The sequence below is a fragment of the Pararhizobium polonicum genome (assembly GCF_001687365.1).
In the GTDB taxonomy this organism is placed as follows: Bacteria; Pseudomonadota; Alphaproteobacteria; order Rhizobiales; family Rhizobiaceae; genus Pararhizobium; species Pararhizobium polonicum.
The window spans coordinates 71,476-86,336 of record NZ_LGLV01000009.1; the positions used below are offsets into that span (position 1 = coordinate 71,476).

A 14,861-nucleotide genomic window follows, 5' to 3' on the forward strand; every position below is an offset into this window, starting at 1 on the left:
ACCGCCGATGATTTTCGATGGCGGTCTGGCCGTTCTTGCGGTCGTGGCCTGGCGTCAGAGCGGTAGCTTCACCTTCTTTTCCCGCGACCAATCGCGGCTCGAGAGCTTGTCGGTCAGGGCTTTGGCGCCGCCACCTGCCAGGTTGAAGAAGAACCCGTCATGGATGACGCCGGCCTTGTCGAGCAGGGCTTTTGCCCCATCCGTATGGCCGATGGCCTTGCAATGGGCATAGGCATCGGAGACGAAGTCGAGTGCTGCCTTTTCTCCGGCAAGCAATTCTGCTCCCTCGGTTGATAGAACAAGCGCGATCGCATCGAACAGAACCGAAGGGGCGCCGTCGATCTTTTCGTCGGCTTCGAGCTTGCCGCCGCCTTTCAGTTGCACACCTGCGACCTTCGGCGCGATGATCTTGACCGCAGCTCCGGCGGCTTTGGCCGCCGATTTCAGGGCTTCCACGACGGAACCGTCGGCCCCGTCGGAGACGAGGATCCCGAGACAGCGCCCCTGTGTCGGCGCCTGATGTTTCAGGATGGAAAGCGCATCCGAAGGAGCCATGTCGACCGGCGCCTTTGCCGGAGGCAGGGCCGGCGGCAGATCCATCCCCAGCCCATCCGCAATGCGGCTGGCCATGCTCTCGTCGATATTGCGCAGCTGCGCCAGCACCCGCTTTCTGACATGCTTCAGTTGAACCTTCGACAGTTCGAACACGATGGCGGCGATGATGTGGTTCTGCTCGACGGCGGTCTGCGAGGCGAAGAATTGCCGTGCCTGGCTGAAATGGTCGGCAAAGGTCTCCGGCCGGATGCGCCGCTTTTCCGTTGCCGGTTCGGCAAAGGCCGCAATAGAGACGAAACCCTGCTCGGAGGGGCGGGGACCGGCGTCTTCGCCCGCCTCATCCAGGCTGTTCGGCTCGTAATTCGCCCGGCCCCTGGGCACCTGCGTCTGCATCATTCCGTCACGCTGGAAATTGTGCATCGGGCATTTGGGTGCGTTAATCGGGATCTGGTGGAAATTCGCTGTTCCGAGCCGTGATTTCTGGGTGTCGAGATAGGAGAACAGTCGCCCCTGCAAAAGCGGGTCGTTGGAGAAATCGATCCCCGGCACGATGTTCGAAGGCAGAAACGCCACCTGCTCGGTCTCGGCGAAGAAATTATCGGGGTAACGATCCAGCACCATGCGACCGATGATTTGTACCGGCACATCCTCCTCGGGGATGAGCTTGGTCGGGTCCAGCACGTCATAGGGCTGTTTGTCGGCCCAGGCTTCATCGAAGACCTGAATGCCAAGGTCCCATTCCGGAAAGTTTCCCGCCTGGATCGCGTCGTACAGGTCGCGACGATGATAGTCGGGATCGGCGCCCGAGATCTTGACTGCCTCGTCCCAGGTCGTCGACTGAACGCCGAGCTTCGGCTTCCAGTGGAACTTGACCATCGTCGCCTCGCCCTTGGCATTGACAAGACGGAAGGTGTGGATGCCGAAACCCTCCATCATCCGCAGGCTGCGCGGAATGCCGCGGTCCGACATTGCCCACATGACCATGTGCATGCTTTCGGGCATCAGCGAGACGAAGTCCCAAAACGTGTCATGCGCCGACGCCGCCTGCGGGAAGCCCCGGTCGGCCTCGGGTTTTACCGCATGTATCAGGTCGGGGAATTTCATCGCATCCTGGATGAAGAAAACCGGGATATTATTGCCGACCAGATCCCAATTGCCTTCTTTGGTGTAGAACTTGACCGCAAAGCCGCGCACGTCGCGCGGTGTATCCTTTGATCCTTTGGAGCCGGCCACGGTGGAAATACGAGCGAAAACCGGAATCTTCGCACCTTTCTTCTGAAACAGCGAGGCGCGTGTCAGTTCCGGGATAGCCTTCGTGCATTCGAAATAACCGTGCGCGCCGGTGGCCCTTGCATGGACGATCCGCTCGGGGATCCGTTCGTGATCGAAGTGGAAGATCTTTTCGCGCAGGACGAAATCTTCAAGCAGCGCTGGCCCCCGATGCCCGGCCTTCAGTGAATTCTGGTTGTCGGAGATCGGCACGCCGTGATTGGTGGTCTGCACCGGGCCTCCGCGCTGCTGGGTCTCGCCGCCGGACCCTTGAGGGATACCGTGGTCATCGCCTTGTGTCTTCCTCGCCATTTTCTCTCTCTCCTTGTTGAACTGGGTTCACTGACTTGAAGATTGGCTTCGGTTGGGCGGGCCATTTTTCCCGGGGCAGGTGTTGACCCCGGCGCTCTTTCGAACAGCCGAAGGGAGCGCGCGCAATCCATTGGGGAAAGGTGTCGGCACCCATCGGGTCTGCGTCTGCACTTGAAGTTGAATTTTTCACGAAGGCGCTATCATAGCTGATCACTCGGTGGTCAAACGCGTCAATCCGCGCGAAGTTCCATGGGCCGGGATGATCCGGTCCTTGTCGTGCCGTCGCCATTTTCGTGGCGTTCTTGCCAGTGATGTCGCGGCGATGAGGAACCATTGACCGTCGTGCGGTAGCACCGGTCTCGCACCGGATTCTCTCGTGGATTTTGCTCAAGCACTCGCCGTGGAACCATGACGTTCTGACGGTATCGGGAGCCCACGCCGGGTGAAGCGTGTGTGCGGCCTTAATCGGCAGGCTGTCGTCTTTGCACCGCGCCGATGTCGTTTTCACCGCCGCTGTTTGCTTCCGCCCGTGGTCTGTTCGTGATGTTCAGGGTGCCATGTCGACAGTGAAGGATATGGATAATTGGGAAGCCGGTGCGATGCCGGCGCTGCCCCCGCAACGGTAGCGGAACTGCAAATCTCGACGGACATCATCGGGGGAGAATACCCCGGGAAGGTCCGAAAGGATGGTTCCGAAGTCCGGAAACCAGCCTTGAACGGAATAACCCGGCGGATTGCGGTGGGCGATCAGGAGGCGGGACGTGGCAGGTTTGCATCTGCACCGTTCATTCTCTCATCCCCGTCTTCCGTGTGTAGACACCTTTGGGTTCGGCCGCCTCGGCCTCATCCGGAGGCGTTGTGGTTATCCGGCCTGCAGAGGAGGCAGGTTGTCTGGAATGGTTTGCCGCCTCTTTTGGGCGGCGGATCGAGATATTGCGACCATAGGAGGAGTTTACATGAGCAGAAACAGAGGCGTCGTCTATTTGCGGCCCGGCAAGGTCGAGGTCAGGGACATCGACGACCCAAAACTCGAGGCACCGGACGGCCGCCGGATCGAACACGGGGTCATCCTGAAGGTGATCTCAACCAATATCTGCGGTTCGGACCAGCATATGGTGCGCGGCCGGACCACGGCCATGCCGGGCCTTGTTCTCGGACACGAGATTACCGGTGAGGTGATCGAGAAGGGCATCGATGTGGAGATGCTGGAGGTCGGCGATATTGTTTCGGTGCCGTTCAACGTTGCCTGCGGCCGCTGCCGCTGCTGCAAGTCTCAGGATACCGGTGTCTGCCTGACCGTGAATCCGTCGCGTGCCGGCGGCGCCTATGGTTATGTCGATATGGGCGGCTGGATCGGTGGACAGGCGCGCTACGTCACCATTCCCTATGCCGATTTCAATCTGCTGAAATTCCCGGATCGCGACAAGGCGATGGCGAAGATCCGTGATCTCACCATGCTTTCCGATATCCTGCCCACCGGTTTCCATGGTGCGGTGCGCGCCGGTGTCGGGGTGGGGTCCACCGTCTATGTCGCGGGCGCCGGTCCGGTCGGTCTCGCGGCTGCCGCCTCTGCCCGCATTCTCGGTGCGGCCGTCGTCATGATCGGCGACTTCAACAAGGATCGTCTTGCCCACGCGGCGAGAGTTGGCTTCGAACCGATCGACCTGTCGAAGAGTGATCGCCTTGGAGACATGATTGCGCAGGTCGTCGGCACCAACGAGGTGGACAGTGCAATCGATGCCGTCGGTTTCGAGGCTCGCGGTCATGCGGGGGGCGAGCAGCCGGCCATCGTGCTCAACCAGATGATGGAAATCACGCGCGCGGCGGGGTCGATCGGTATTCCGGGCCTCTATGTGACCGAGGATCCGGGCGCCGTCGACAATGCCGCCAAGCAGGGCAACCTGTCGCTCCGTTTCGGTCTCGGCTGGGCCAAGGCACAGTCGTTCCATACCGGCCAGACGCCGGTGCTCAAGTACAATCGCCAACTGATGCAGGCGATCCTGCATGACCGGCTGCCGATCGCCGATATCGTCAATGCGAAGGTGATCCCGCTCGATGATGCGGTTCAGGGCTACGAGAGCTTCGACCAGGGGGCCGCGACCAAATACGTCCTTGATCCGCACGGCGACCTTGTAAAGGCGGCCTGACGCATCACGCCGCGACGTAACTCCGTGAATCAAGAGTGGATGGCCGGGCCGTAATGTCCGGCCATCCTCGTTTCCAGCCAAGGGGCTGTATTGGGCAGCGTTGGGCTCTTCGTCCACGTCCGCAGCGAAACGGCCGTCATCGAGGGACTTGATGGTGCCGGTGACGGAATACACGGGAATATCAACCCCGCGCGCACTCGCTGTTGACAGTCCTCCTGCCACGCGTGAAGCAAAATACAACCGGGTTGGAAGACCTTGAACCGGAGCGCCAGAGCCCGAAGGCCTGGCGCAGGCAGCATCTGCAAAGCTGCTCGTCAAAGGAAAGGGGGACTGCCGCGTTGCAGAAATCCTGAACGCAAGCAGTCCCCCGTCAGCCTATGCCGTTCTCTCTTCCGTGGCGTTCGGTCTCCACTTGATGAGCCGGCCTTCCAGCACGTCGAGAATGCGGTCGATGATGAGCACGAACATGGCCAGGATAATGATGCCTGCGAACACGCCAACCGCATCGAAATTGCCTTCCGCCTGGGCGATCAGATAGCCGAGGCCGGCCGAGGAGCCGAGATATTCGCCGATGATGGCGCCGACCACCGCGAAACCGACGGAGGTGCGAAGCGAGGACAGGATCCAGCTTGCCGCAGCGGGAAAATAGACGTGCCGCAGCAGATCAGACCGCTTGGCGCCGAGGATCTTCGCGTTGGCAAGGACGACCGGATTGACTTCGCGCACGCCCTGCATGGCGTTGAAGAAGGTGATGAAGAACACCAGCGTTACGGCCAGCGCCACCTTCGACCAGAGCCCGAGCCCCAGCCAAAGCACGAAAATCGGTGCAAGCACGACGCGGGGAATGGCGTTCAGGCCCTTGATGAAGGGATCCAGAATCCGTGCCGCGCTACGGCTCAGGCCAAGCCATACGCCGGCCGCAACGCCCAACCCAGTACCGATGACATAACCCAGCACGGTCTCCGTCAGTGTGATCGAGACATGGCGATAGAAGCCGGGATCGGCAATCCAGCTGACAATCTGGTTGAAGATGTCGAGTGGAGCCGGAAAGAAGAAGACGTCGATGAAGCCGGCGGTCACGCCGAGCTGCCAGCCGCCGAGGATAAAAACCAGCATACCGATCTGGATCATGCGTTCAGTCACGACGTTCATAGCTTTTCTCCACTTCGCCGCGCAGGGAAGCCCAGATGTTGCGATACAGATCCATGAAGCGTGGATCGAGTTTGATCTCGGCCACATCCCGTGGCCGTTCGAGATCGACTGGGAAACTTTCGATGACCCGTGAACGGGGCCCGGCGGCCAGAATGGCGACGCGGTCTCCGAGCGCGATTGCCTCTTCGAGGTCATGTGTGATCATGACCACGGCGCGGCGCTCCTCCTGCCAGAGGCGCAGCAATTCATTCTGCATGAGATGCCGCGTGTGGATGTCGAGCGCGGAGAAGGGTTCGTCCATCAGGATGACCTTCGGGCCGGCAATGAGGGCCTGCGCCATCTGGACACGCTTGCGCTGCCCACCGGACAATTGGTGCGGATAGCGGTGCTCGAAGCCCTTGAGGCCGACCTTGGCAAGCCAGCTCATCGAGCGTTCGCGGCGCTCAGTGGCTCCAACGCCCCGGAACATCAGTCCGAGTTCGACATTCTCGATGGATGTCTTCCACGGAAGCAGCGCGTCCTGCTGGAAGAGATAGCCGATATCGTTCTGGACGCCCTTGACCGGACAGCCGTCAATCGAGACCGTTCCGCTTGCGGGCTTCAGAAGGCCCGCGATCGCATTCAAAATGGTGCTCTTTCCGCAACCGGTCGGGCCGACGATGGCGAGAAATTCGCCATCGGCAACCGTCAGATTGACGTCCTGCACCGCAACGTAGGAACCGAACGACATTGTCACAGCATCGATCGATACCATCGACTTTGCGCTTTGCTCTCCCGTCGGGATAGGCGTGGGTTTTACGACAGCCAAAGACATGGCCTCCTCCTCGGATCAGTTGGTAGTCTTGTCCGTGACCTTGTCCACGAATGCGTTCGTGTAGGTTTTGGAAAGATCGATGGTTGCGGCAGCAACCTTTTCGTTAAAGCTCTTGAGAACCGCCAATGGCGTCTGCGTGTCGGTCTCGCTGAAGCGGCCGTCCACCGAGAAGATCGGCTTGGCATTCTGGACGGCCTTCACGTAGGTGTCCCGATCGCCGGAAATGAATTCCTTCGGCAGTGTTTCGACGATTTCTTCGGCGCTGTGCGTGTTCATCCATGCCAGGGCTTTGACGGTCGCATTCGTGACCTTCTGGATGGTGTCCGGGTTCTTGTCGATATAGGACTGCGTCGCATAGAGGACGGAGGTCGGGTAGATTCCGCCGTAGATTTCCTTGGCACCTTCGTCGCTGCGGGCGTCGATCAGAATCTTGCCGACACCCTTGGCCTCGATAAAGGTCGCCGCAGGATCGTAGTTGACCAGGAGATCGACTTTCCCTTGCTCGAGAGCCGCGACTGCGGCCGCGCCCGAGCCAACGCCGATCAGCGAGACCTCATCGGCCGAAAGATTATGGCGCTGCAGATAGTAGCGGACGAAGAAGTCGGAGGATGAGCCGGGTGCGGTGATGCCGATTTTCGCGCCCTTGATCGTCTCCGGTTTGGCCGGATCGAAAGTCGTGCTCTTGCCTCCGGCCAGAACCAGGCCTGAATTGCGCGCCAGCTGCACGAATCCGACGACGGACTTGTTCTGCGATTGCATCTGGATCGTGTGATCGTAGAAGCCGACGGCGATATCCGTCGAGCCGGCAACAAGCGCCTGCAGCGTCTTGGAGCCGCCGGACGCAAAGTTTTCGACCGTCACGTCGAGACCTTCCTTCTCGTAAAGACCGAGGCCTGCGGCAACCGGGAAGGGGAGGTTGTTGAGGTTGTAGGATCCGACGCTGATACGGACGGGTTCCGCAAAAGCCGAACCGGCGAAAGCGACGGTTGCGGCAAGAGCGAGTATGAGTTTACGCATGTATATTCCTCCCTGATGTGTGGCGCCCTCCCGGCAACCACTTTTGATTATGCCGCGCAAACCATTTGCGCGATAGGTTTTGCAAAGACGTGCCCCTCGAAGAGGCGCCGGGCCGTCCGCAGAATTCCTGCAGTTGTCTTGCCGTCGCGGGTATCCAGCTTGACGTCCAGGCGGCCGCTTGGATGTTCCAGAACGAGAACGATCGGTGGTTTGCGGTCGCCGATCAGCCGCGAGGCGACGGTTCCGTCGCTGATGCACGCCGTAGCGATGCCGACCGCACCGGTCGTTGCAAGAGACGGGTGGCACTGATGGGGCATGAAATAGCGCACGCGCAGATCGCCCCCCCCGCCGGGTCTTGAGATCAAAACCGGCTTGGGCGTGACCTGGTTGCTGACATCGCCCATGCCCATGCGCCGGCCGGCCTCGAGCCGCAATGTTTCCAGCCGCTGCAGCAATGTGCTGTTGGCATTGAGTTCGGCTGCGGATTCATTGCCCGTTACACCGAGGGCAGCGGCCTCAAGCAGCATCATCGGCATCGCGCAATCGATGCAGGTCACATCGATGCCATCGATCCTGTCGCGCGGGTTACCGGTGGGGAAAAGCTTGCCTGTGCGTGCGCCGGCAGCATCCATGAAGGTCAGCGCGATCGGGGCTGCATTGCCTGGCACGCCATCGATCGAGGCGTCTCCCATATAGGCGACACGGCCATCGGGGGTCGGGACCTCGGCTTCGATCAGTTTGCCGGTATTGACGTTGTGTATGCGCACACGGGTTACGCCGGTTGCCGATTGGACAAGTCCTGCCTCGATCGCGAACGGACCGACGGCGGCCAGCATGTTCCCGCAATTGGGCGACGTATCGACGAATTGCTGATCGATGCGGACCTGGGCGAACAAATAATCCACATCCGCCTCCGCTACGGTTGCCGGGCCGACAATGGCGACCTTGCTGGTGACCGGGTTGCCGCCGCCGATACCGTCGATCTGCAGCGGGTGTCCGGATCCCATCACCGAAAGCAGGATCTGATCGCGCTGGCGCGGATCCGACGGGAGGTCGGATGCGAGAAAGAACGGCCCTTTGGATGTGCCGCCTCGCATCAGAACGCAGGGAATGGAAATCAGATCATTCATGCTTGTGTCCGCTTACTGATGTGATTTAAAGATCAATCAGCTTCTTTGTTGCAGTAAGCGGCAAAATGATTGATATGTGAAATGCGAATATCAGAGGGAGTGATGCGTTGTGAGCATTAATTGCGAGATATTGGATCTGCGTGCGTTTCTCTCGGTCGTCGAGCTTGAAAATTTCCACCGCTCCGCCGAAGCCCTCAACCTGTCCCAGCCGGCACTGAGCCGGCGAATTCAAAAGCTGGAATTGGCAATCGGGGCGCCTTTGCTCGAACGCACGACGCGGCATGTCTCGACAACGGCCCTTGGTGCGGAGCTGATCCCCCTGGTGCGGCGCATGCTGGAGGAATTCGATACGTCGCTGTTTGCGGTGCGCGACGTTGGCTCACAGCGCAGCGGTCTGGTGACAATCGCATGCCTGCCGACGGCGGCCTTCTATTTCCTGCCGACGGTCATCAAGCAGTTCAGCGCCGAATATCCCCATATCCGGTTTCGCATCCTCGACCTGCCGGCGACCGACGGTCTGCAGGCTGTCGCCCGCGGCGAGGTGGAGTTCGGCATCAATATCATGGGCTTCTCGGATCCCGACTTGATCTTCGACCGACTGATCGAGGATCCCTTCGTTCTGGCGGCACGCAAGGATCATCCGCTGGCAGCAAAGAGCGAGCTCGAATGGGGTGATCTGGCGCCGTATCAACTGATCACGGTCCATCGCTCCAGCGGCAATCGCACGCTTCTCGACGCGGCACTTGCGAAGTCGAACCTGACATTGCGCTGGTCCTACGAGGTGACGCATCTATCGACATCGCTTGGTCTGGTGGAGGCCGGGCTTGGGATTTCGGTTCTGCCGAAGCTCGCCACGCCTCCGGAGGAGCACCCGTTCCTCGTCACGAGACCGATCCGCAACCCCGAAATCTCGCGAACGATAGGCATCGTGCGCCGCCGCGGTGCAACGCTTTCGCCGGCGGCGGAGCGCTTCATGACCATGCTGATCGGGACATGGGCCGAGAGGGGCTAACCGGTGCCCATGTGGTGGTGTCAGGGTCTTTGCCATGTGCGGCGGCAGTGTTGGCCGTCCTAACACAGAGGAAACAGCAGATAGCGGGTTGAGATGACACCCAGCAATGGCTATCTGGTGCGAACCGCAAACGGCCCTCATTAAACAACAAGGTGCATTCGGCATGACTCCAGATTTCCTCGTCACCCATTCCGGTGGCTTCCATGCCGATGAACTGCTGTCCAGCGTCATCCTGACCCGGCTTTTCCCGCAGGCGCGTCTGATCCGCAGCCGGGCGCCGGAATGGATCACACCCGGCGCAGACCGCATCATCTATGATGTCGGCGGCGTCTATGACGCTGCGGCGCAGATCTTTGATCACCACCAGCGCGGCGCGCCGTTGCGGGAGGATGGCCAGCCATACAGTTCGTTCGGATTGATCTGGAAGCATTACGGCCATGATTATCTCCTGGCGTCCGGTGTTCCGGAAGGGCATGTCGAGACCGTTCATGCCTCGTTCGATGCCAGCTTCGTGCTGCCGGTCGATCTGGTCGACAATGGCGCGCTCAGCCCGTCGGTTGCCGGGTTGCTGGGCGGCCTGACCTTGCCGGCTCTGCTGGAAACCTTGAAGCCCGTTTTCGACGAGACCGATCCGGACGCCGACGATCGCGCTTTCCACGCGGCTCTGGCCATTGCCCGCAGTTTTGTCGAGGCAAGGATCGGCAAAAGCGCTGCGAAATTACGGGCCGAGGCGTTGGTGCACCGGGCGATCGTGGACGCCGGCGAGGGGCGCATTCTGGAGCTGCCGATGGGCATGCCGTTCCGCCCTGCCATCGTCAAGGCAGGCGCCGATCACCTGCTGTTCGTCGTTCACCCGCGTGACAAGGATTGGTGCCTGACCACCATCCGCCGCGCCGACGAAGGTTTTGAGGTCCGCGCCGATCTGCCGGCCGCCTGGGCCGGTTTGACCAATGGCGATCTGGAGGCCGCTTGCGGCGTGGAAGGTGCAAGCTTCTGCCACAACGGCCGCTTCGTTGCCGCCGCCAAAACCCGCGAGGCTGCACTTGCCATGGCCGAATTGGCGGTGAGGGAGGCGATCTCCATCGCTTCAGGTGATGTGGCGACGGCGGAAATAGCGTAACGCGTGCGGCCAACGGTCCTTTCCGTGATCGTTGGCAGAGACCGGTAGGGCAGTCTTCTGCCAGAGATGAACGGTTTTGCGTTCAGGCATGGAGGCCGCGTCTCGCGGCGGCTGTTGAGGCCGCCGGGTTATGGCAATGGTGTGATGGAATGCAGGCGGGTTCGACCGCTGTTGAACCCGCAATAACCTTCAAGGGAGATCTCGATCAAAATCGGCGCACGCAACTAGATCAAGGGGAAATCGTCGAAGTCGCCGTAAAACGCGGCAAGACCCGCCAAAGGCCATGGGACGGACGTGTCTGCCGCGACCTTATTCGCCGGCGGCCGTCAGCGCCTCTTTCGCGCTTTCCAGGTCCTGCTCAGCGGCCAGGCGCCACCAGTAGATTGCCTTGTCCTTGTCTTTGGGAACGCCAAGTCCCAGATTGTACATCACACCGAGATTGTATTGCGATTTCGCGTATCCCTGCTCCGCCGCCATTTCAAACAGGGCGAGGGCTTGTGCTTCATCCTTGGCAACGCCATTCCCGGCGGCATATTGGAGCCCGAGGTTGTCCTGCGCGACGTCGTAGCCCTGGTCGGCCGATTTCCGGTACCATTCGACGGCCTGGCTTGCATCCTGCGTCAGTCCGCCAAGCCCTTCGAGATACATGTTGCCGATGCTCATCTGCGCGCGCGCATCGCCCTGATCAGCCGCTTTGCGGTACCAGATGACCGCGTCCGCATCGCTTTGGGATACTCCGGTGCCATATTCATAGGCCAGTCCGAGAGCGTTCTGTGCGTCGACGTTGTCCTGCTCGGCGGCCTTGCGATACCAGCCTGCTGCCTGTGCATCATCCTTTTCGACGCCATATCCGTTCGAATAGATGTTGCCGAGATAATATTGCGCGAAGTCATCCTCTTGAGCCGCCGCCTTCAGCAACCACGCAAGGGCTTGAGCATCGTCCTCCTCGACTCCGCTGCCGTTCGAATACATGAAGCCGAGGTTGCGCTGGCCCTTTGCGAGCCCCTGATCGGCAGCCTTGCGGAACCAGGCAACGGCCTCCTCCGGATTTTCGTCAACCCCGAGACCCAGCTGATACATGTGTCCCACCGCATTTTGCCCCAGGGCATATCCCTGATCCGCGGATTTTTGATAGTGCGCAAAGGCCTTGGCAGTATCCTCCTCAACGCCGGTTCCGCCTTCATACAGAAGCCCGAGGCCGAATTGCGCGGCCGCATCCCCCTTGTCTGCCAAAGGCTGCCAGTATTGCAATGCGGCTTGGTAGTCCCCCTTGTCAAAGGCAGTTTTGCCATCATCGGCATGGGCATAGGTGGACAGGGAAAAAGCGAGGCCAACGGCAAAAATGGCAGACTTCAGGTTCAACGTACTCACTCCACTGAACGACAGATATCAGATGCCACCCGACTACAGACATCGGCAGGGGCCTGCAAGCCCGGGGCTGATTTCGAGCGCGTGTTCGAAGCTGCTCCCCGCGCGTGGCGCTGTTCAGCGCGTGGATATCTCGTCTGAACTGCAAATGAATACCAGGAGCCAGCATAAGCGCAGAGCTCTCACCGGTCAGGTGTTGACCCGATCCATCACCACATCCAGAAGCACGTTTGCCCCTGCGGCAAGCTCGGCGTCTTCGGTAAATTCCCCGGGGTTGTGGCTGACGCCGGCACGGCTGGGGACGAAGATCATTCCGGCTGCCGTGATGCGCGCCATCATTTGCGCATCGTGCCCCGCGCCGGAGGTCATGCGCCGCGTTGAAAGACCGCGTTTGGCCGCAGCCGCCTCGACGCAGGCAACGATTCCCGCATCGAATATCACCGGGTCGAACCGGGCGAGCTGTTCCGTGGCGATCGTCACACCCGTTTGCGCGGAGAGCGTTTCCAGATACCCGGCAAGTTTTCCTTCTTCTGCGGCAAGGTTCGTTGCATCCGGATCGCGCAGATCGACGGTCATTGTGGCGCGTGACGGGATGACGTTGATCGCGTTGGGCTCGAAACGGATACAGCCAACGGTCGCGACCGTCCCGCCGGTTGAAGCGGCGGCGCGATCGTGCACGAAGACGCTGATTGCTGCCGCCGCATGGCCGGCATCGCGGCGCATCGACATGGGCGTCGTGCCCGCGTGGTTTGCCTCGCCATCGATGGTGATGCGGTGCCAGGAGATGCCTTGCAGGTTTTCGACCGCACCAACGGATATTTCTTCGCGTTCGAGAATGGGGCCCTGCTCGATGTGCAACTCGATATAGGCGTGCGGTTGCAGAAAACCAGGCTCTTCAGTGCCGGCGTAGCCGATGCGCTCCAGTTCGGCGCCGAGAATGCTTCCGTCCGTGCCGACCGTGGCAAGCGCCTGTTCCAGGGGCAATCCTCCGGCATGGACCAGAGACCCCATCATGTCGGGCGCATAGCGCACGCCTTCTTCATTGGTGAAGGCGGCAACGGCGATCGGCCGGGGCGGCACGAAACCGGCCTCGCGCAGTGTCTGGATAACCTCCAGCCCGGCCAGCACACCGTAGCAGCCGTCGAAGATCCCCGCATCGATGACCGTATCGATGTGGGAGCCGACGAGAACGGGCGCGTGGCGCGCGTTCCCGGCCGTCTTCCATAGCCCGAAGATATTGCCGATCCGGTCAACCGCCAGCTCCAGTCCGGCATCGGTGATCCATCCGGCGAGCATATCCCGCCCGGCCTTGTCGGCATCGGAGCAGGCTGTCCGCGCCAGCCTACCCTCGGCATCACGGCCGATGGTTCCGAGCTGCTGGATACGGCCCATCAGCCGGCCGGTGTTTATCGAAAGAGCATGCATCGGGTTCTCCCGGTCAGAGCCGTACGAATTCGGACAGGCGATCGCCCTGCTGCAACTGCTGGCGCAGCGCCTCCGGTGAGCCGTTGAAGGCGATCTGTCCTTTTTCCATGAAAATGACGCGGTCCGAGACATCGAGCGCGAACTTCATCTCATGCGTGACGATCACCATGGTCCGTCCGGATCTGGCCAGATCGGCGATAATGCGCAGGACCTCGCCGACGGTTTCGGGATCAAGCGCCGATGTCGGCTCGTCAAAGAGCAGGACCGAGGGCTCCATGGCCAGTGCCCGGGCGATCGCCACGCGCTGCTGTTGGCCGCCGGACAGCTGATGCGGATATTTCAGCTCGTGGGCGAGCATGCCGACCTGATGCAGCGTGGCGCGCGCCGCCGCCTGGATCTCGGCCTTGCTACCCCTGTGATGATAGCGCGGGGCAAGCGTGATGTTTTCGAGCACGGTGCGGTGGGGGAAGAGATTGAAACTCTGGAACACCATGCCGATTTCCAGCATCTCGCACCCGTGCCGGGGCAGGGTCGCACTCAGGCGCTCTTCACTGCCGGCAAGGAACGCACGGCCATTGAGGTAGACCACACCCTGTTCGAGCGTCTCCAGCCCGTTGAGGGACCGGATCAGCGTGGTTTTGCCGGAGCCCGAGGGGCCGATGATGGAGACAACCTCGCCTTGCGCGACGGTGAGGTCGAGATTGGCGAAGACGACGCTGTCGCCGAAGCGTTTTCCGCCGGCATCGAGATGGATGGCGGGATGGGAGGGCTTTTCGAGGGATGTTGCCGTGATCGGGGTTTCGGCCGTAGTGGCCATTGGCACGGAACCGGACAGTGCCGTTGCCTTTCTGGAAAAGTCGAGATGCTTTTCCAGCATTTTCAGTAGTGTATCGAACACGGTGACGATCAGAACGTAGTAGAACGCCACCGCCAGCATGGTCTCCATGACCTTGAAGTTCTGTGTGTAATAGCGCTGTCCCACCAGCAGGATTTCGGCCAGCGAGATGACCGAGACCAGCGAGGTGAGTTTGACGATGGAAATGTATTCATTGCCCAGCGCAGGCAAGGCAACGCGCAGCGCCTGGGGGATGACGATCAGCCGCTGGATGCCGAACTTGCGCAGGCCGAGCACATGTCCGGCCTCATACTGACCCCGGTTGATCGCGAGCAAGGCACCCCGGTGTATCTCGGCGATATAGGCGGTCTCGCTGAGAACCAGGGCGATCAGCCCCGAGACGAAGGGGATCGACAGGAATGCACTCGTCGAGGGGAAGGCCTGCGGCAGGTTGTAGACGAAGATGAGCAGCACGAGCAGCGGCAGGCTGCGGAAGAACCAGATATAGGCGGATGCGGCTTTCCGGATGACCAGCACGGGCGATTGCCGCGCCAGCGCGAGAAGGAAGCCCAGCACGACGCTGATCGTCCAGCTGGCAAGGCTCAACTCGACGACGAGCAGCGTCGCGGTCCAGAAGTCGCGGCTCCAGAACAGCTTGAAGGTATAGGTCCAGTCAAAATCCATGAAAAGCGCACACTCCGTGGC

General features: G+C 60.8%; 11 protein-coding genes and 1 riboswitch. Of the genes, 3 read left to right on the forward strand and 8 right to left on the reverse strand.

What is annotated here, in order from left to right:
* Positions 1 to 54: 54 nt before the first annotated feature.
* Positions 55 to 2,136, reverse strand: a complete 2,082-nt coding sequence (locus ADU59_RS15210; RefSeq protein WP_068954990.1) for a catalase — start codon at positions 2,134 to 2,136, stop codon at positions 55 to 57.
* Positions 2,137 to 2,669: 533 nt separating this feature from the next.
* A riboswitch (cobalamin riboswitch) is annotated at positions 2,670 to 2,865 on the forward strand.
* Between the two features lie 227 nt (positions 2,866 to 3,092).
* Between ADU59_RS15210 and fdhA the strand changes: the two genes are divergently transcribed.
* Complete coding sequence (gene fdhA / locus ADU59_RS15215) at positions 3,093 to 4,283, forward strand: formaldehyde dehydrogenase, glutathione-independent (RefSeq protein WP_068954991.1); 1,191 nt, start codon at positions 3,093 to 3,095, stop codon at positions 4,281 to 4,283.
* A 375-nt stretch (positions 4,284 to 4,658) separates the two neighbouring features.
* On the opposite strand, the gene ADU59_RS15220 is transcribed toward fdhA, so the two are convergent.
* From ADU59_RS15220 to ADU59_RS15235, 4 genes are read right to left on the reverse strand one after another with little or no spacing between them, the layout of a single operon-like run.
* Positions 4,659 to 5,435 carry an ABC transporter permease gene (locus tag ADU59_RS15220; protein WP_068954992.1) on the reverse strand — a complete coding sequence of 259 codons (777 nt, stop codon included), beginning with the start codon at positions 5,433 to 5,435 and terminating at the stop codon, positions 4,659 to 4,661.
* Positions 5,419 to 6,249, reverse strand: a complete 831-nt coding sequence (locus tag ADU59_RS15225; RefSeq protein WP_068954993.1) for an ABC transporter ATP-binding protein — start codon at positions 6,247 to 6,249, stop codon at positions 5,419 to 5,421. The genes ADU59_RS15220 and ADU59_RS15225 overlap by 17 nt, the downstream gene beginning before the upstream one ends.
* Positions 6,250 to 6,264: 15 nt before the next feature.
* Positions 6,265 to 7,266: an ABC transporter substrate-binding protein gene (locus tag ADU59_RS15230; protein WP_068954994.1), complete on the reverse strand. Its 1,002-nt coding sequence runs from the start codon at positions 7,264 to 7,266 to the stop codon at positions 6,265 to 6,267.
* A 47-nt stretch (positions 7,267 to 7,313) separates the two neighbouring features.
* A complete protein-coding gene (locus tag ADU59_RS15235; protein WP_068954995.1) occupies positions 7,314 to 8,396 on the reverse strand; it encodes a 4-oxalomesaconate tautomerase in 1,083 nt (360 codons plus the stop codon).
* A gap of 109 nt (positions 8,397 to 8,505) precedes the next feature.
* On the opposite strand from ADU59_RS15235, the gene ADU59_RS15240 reads away from it, so the two are divergent.
* Together ADU59_RS15240 and ADU59_RS15245 are read left to right on the forward strand one after the other, a co-directional pair.
* Entirely contained in the window at positions 8,506 to 9,408 is a 903-nt protein-coding gene (locus tag ADU59_RS15240; RefSeq protein ID WP_068954996.1) for a LysR family transcriptional regulator, read from the forward strand.
* Positions 9,409 to 9,571: 163 nt separating this feature from the next.
* Positions 9,572 to 10,528 (forward strand): MYG1 family protein, encoded by a 957-nt coding sequence (locus ADU59_RS15245; protein WP_068955164.1) that lies wholly within the window; start codon positions 9,572 to 9,574, stop codon positions 10,526 to 10,528.
* 309 nt (positions 10,529 to 10,837) lie between these two features.
* On the opposite strand, the gene ADU59_RS15250 is transcribed toward ADU59_RS15245, so the two are convergent.
* The 3 genes from ADU59_RS15250 to ADU59_RS15260 all read right to left on the reverse strand — a co-directional run bounded on the left by ADU59_RS15250 (position 10,838) and on the right by ADU59_RS15260 (position 14,840).
* On the reverse strand, positions 10,838 to 11,890 hold the full coding sequence (locus ADU59_RS15250) for an SEL1-like repeat protein (RefSeq protein WP_068954997.1): 1,053 nt from the start codon (positions 11,888 to 11,890) through the stop codon (positions 10,838 to 10,840).
* Positions 11,891 to 12,085: 195 nt separating this feature from the next.
* Positions 12,086 to 13,321: a Zn-dependent hydrolase gene (locus tag ADU59_RS15255; protein WP_068954998.1), complete on the reverse strand. Its 1,236-nt coding sequence runs from the start codon at positions 13,319 to 13,321 to the stop codon at positions 12,086 to 12,088.
* Positions 13,322 to 13,334: 13 nt separating this feature from the next.
* A complete protein-coding gene (locus ADU59_RS15260; RefSeq protein ID WP_068954999.1) occupies positions 13,335 to 14,840 on the reverse strand; it encodes an amino acid ABC transporter permease/ATP-binding protein in 1,506 nt (501 codons plus the stop codon).
* Between the last annotated feature and the right edge of the window lie 21 nt (positions 14,841 to 14,861).

Excerpts from the sequence above, each read along its gene's own strand:
- ADU59_RS15210 (WP_068954990.1), bottom strand. The coding sequence starts at position 2,136 with ATGGCGAGGAAGACACAAGGCGATGACCACGGTATCCCTCAAGGGTCC.
- fdhA (WP_068954991.1), top strand. The coding sequence starts at position 3,093 with ATGAGCAGAAACAGAGGCGTCGTCTATTTGCGGCCCGGCAAGGTCGAG.
- ADU59_RS15220 (WP_068954992.1), bottom strand. The coding sequence starts at position 5,435 with ATGAACGTCGTGACTGAACGCATGATCCAGATCGGTATGCTGGTTTTT.
- ADU59_RS15225 (WP_068954993.1), bottom strand. The coding sequence starts at position 6,249 with ATGTCTTTGGCTGTCGTAAAACCCACGCCTATCCCGACGGGAGAGCAA.
- ADU59_RS15230 (WP_068954994.1), bottom strand. The coding sequence starts at position 7,266 with ATGCGTAAACTCATACTCGCTCTTGCCGCAACCGTCGCTTTCGCCGGT.
- ADU59_RS15235 (WP_068954995.1), bottom strand. The coding sequence starts at position 8,396 with ATGAATGATCTGATTTCCATTCCCTGCGTTCTGATGCGAGGCGGCACA.
- ADU59_RS15245 (WP_068955164.1), top strand. The coding sequence starts at position 9,572 with ATGACTCCAGATTTCCTCGTCACCCATTCCGGTGGCTTCCATGCCGAT.
- ADU59_RS15255 (WP_068954998.1), bottom strand. The coding sequence starts at position 13,321 with ATGCATGCTCTTTCGATAAACACCGGCCGGCTGATGGGCCGTATCCAG.
- ADU59_RS15260 (WP_068954999.1), bottom strand. The coding sequence starts at position 14,840 with ATGGATTTTGACTGGACCTATACCTTCAAGCTGTTCTGGAGCCGCGAC.